The organism is Kribbia dieselivorans NBRC 106261, assembly GCF_001552435.1.
Taxonomy (GTDB): Bacteria; Actinomycetota; Actinomycetes; order Actinomycetales; family Dermatophilaceae; genus Kribbia; species Kribbia dieselivorans.
The window spans coordinates 1-2,413 of record NZ_BCRE01000191.1 but is presented as its reverse complement, the minus strand read 5'-3'; the positions used below and the strand labels follow the sequence as shown (position 1 = coordinate 2,413).

Sequence of the window (2,413 nt, the reverse complement as noted above, 5' to 3'; positions counted from 1 at the left end):
ACGTGGGGGTTGGCGCGGGGGTGCGCGCGAGGGTGGAGGGGCGCTGGGGTGGGGATCGCGGCGAGCCACACGTGGGCGAGGGCCGCGGCGATGCGGTCGAGCTCCTCGGCGGTGGGCTCGGTGTCCGGCAGCCCCACATTGACGTGGGCGGTCTGATCCGCGGCACTGCACAGCACCTCGGCGATGGCGGGCCAGTCCCCCTCACCGGCCAGGCCCCGGGCGTGCAGGCTGCGCAGCCAGTGGGTGGTGCGATCGATGAAGAGGCGTCGCGTGCGCAGCCACGCCTGCGTGACGCTGGCGTCCTCGCGGGACGCGGCGGCCTCGAAGACCGCTCGGAAGAGTCCACGATGCTCCGTGTAGGTCGCCAGGAACGCCCGGTGCGCAGCGAACAACCCCTGGTGATCGAGGGTGTCGCCGCCGGCCACCCGACGCGACGACTCGCGCAACGCCTCGAACGGACCCTCCAGCGTCTCGAGGAAGATCTCCCCCTTGCTCGTGAAGTGCCGGTAGAAGTTGCCCGTCGAGACTCCGGCCCGCCCGGCGATGTCGGCCACGCGCGTCGCCGCGAAGCCATGCTCGGAGAACTGCGCGAGGGCGGCATCGAGCAACTGGCCCCGGGTGCGCAGGCCGCGCACGTTCTTCCCGCGAATCAGCGCCAGTCCGCTCTTGATCGCAACATTGTCGACACTCATCGCACCTCCTGTCGGCGTCCCACCCAACCGCGCCTTCCTCGCCTTCCTCGCCGCTTTCGACGGGCCGTCTGCCGCCCATCGTTGCCCAGAGTCACATCAGCCACTCGGCGCAAGTGATGGGCGTCACACATTTTTTGTATGGACCAATTCGCATTGAGCGTGATTGTGTAAACCTCGTTCACAAAATGATCTGCGCCGGAGACCCGAGTCGAAGTCGACCGCGGTCTCGGTGTCGGCATGCGTGAACCGAGCACGCGACGGCCACCTGCTCGAGCCGTCGCACCGCTTTCCCTTTCGTCCGCTCCCTCCTCCAAGGAACTCCATGTCCACGGAACTCGACCCCACCGCATCCGGCTCCCCCGACGCGCAACTCCCGGCTCTCTCCGAGGCCGAGAAGCTGCGCAACGCCAAGAAGGCCTCCGCCGCCGCCGTCGCGGCCACCTCCCTCGAGTGGTACGACTTCTTCATCTACGGCACCGCGGCCGCGCTGGTGTTCCCCCAGCTGTTCTTCGCCGGTCAGGGCACGGTCATGGCCCAGATCACCGCGTTCGCCACGCTCGCCATCGGGTTCGTCTTCCGACCGATCGGCGCCGTGGTCTCCGGACACCTCGGTGACCGCATCGGACGCAAGTATGTGCTCGTCGCCGCGGTGGTCCTCATGTCCGTGGCCACCGCGCTCATCGGTCTGGTCCCGGTCACCGGCAACTGGGTGGCCGCGATGCTGCTCATCCTCCTGCGCATCGCCCAGGGTCTGGCCGTCGGCGCCCAGTGGGGCGGCGCGGCCGTGCTCGCAGCCGAGTTCGCGCCGGCTCGCAAGCGCGGGCTGTACGGCTCGTTCGCCCAGCTCGGCGTGCCGGTGGGTGTGCTGCTGGCCAACATCGTGTTCCTGGTGATCACCGCGTGGCTGACCGACGACCAGTTCATGTCGTGGGGCTGGCGCGTGCCGTTCCTGATCTCCATCTTGATGCTGCCCGTCGGCTATGCCATCCACAAGTACCTCGACGAGACCCCGGCGTTCCAGCAGATGCAGGCCGAGGTCGCGGAGAAGAAGTCGCACGAGCCGGTCGCCCAGAAGTCCCCGATCCTCGAGGTGCTGCGCAAGCACTGGCAGACCGTTGTGCTCGCGGGTCTGGCCAACGTCATCGGCACGGTCGTGTTCTACCTGACGATCACCGGTGCGCTGCAGTACGTCACGAAGCTCAACGGTGTACCGCGTGATGCGGCCCTGCTCGTCATCCTGGTGACCTCGATCGTGCAGATCGTCGTCACGTTGGGTGCGGCCTCGCTCTCGGACCGCGTCGGACGCATCCCCGTGTTCACCGCCGGCCTGATCGGCATGACCGTGTGGGCCGTCCCGATGTGGCTGCTCATCGAGAACACGAGCGCGACGAACATGGGGCCGTTCTGGATCGCCATCCTCGTCTCCGGCATCACCATGTCGCTCATGACCGGCACCCAGTCGGTGCTGTTCGCCGAGCTGTTCCCGGCCGAGGTGCGCACCTCCGGTGCCGCGCTGGGGTACCAGCTCGCCGGGCTCATCGGTGGGTTCGCCCCGATGGTCATGGTCATGCTCGTCGGCAGCGACCCGGCGAACGCGATCCGCGTCGGCGTCGCGGTGCTGGTGGTCGGGGTGCTCGGCATGATCGCCCTGCTCATCCTGCGCGCCCGCTACGGCACCAACCACATGGCGACCGAGTAACACCCCGCCGAGTAACCCCCGC

2 protein-coding genes are annotated in these 2,413 nt (G+C 68.2%); one reads left to right on the top strand and one right to left on the bottom strand.

Annotation, left to right across the window (positions count from 1 at the left end; genetic code table 11):
• On the bottom strand, positions 1–692 hold a 692-nt coding region (locus KD1_RS13880; protein WP_068402890.1), incomplete at its 3' end, for a TetR/AcrR family transcriptional regulator.
• A gap of 322 nt (positions 693–1,014) precedes the next feature.
• Between KD1_RS13880 and KD1_RS13875 the strand changes: the two genes are divergently transcribed.
• Positions 1,015–2,391 carry an MFS transporter gene (locus KD1_RS13875; protein ID WP_083542490.1) on the top strand — a complete coding sequence of 459 codons (1,377 nt, stop codon included), beginning with the start codon at positions 1,015–1,017 and terminating at the stop codon, positions 2,389–2,391.
• Positions 2,392–2,413 lie beyond the last annotated feature (22 nt).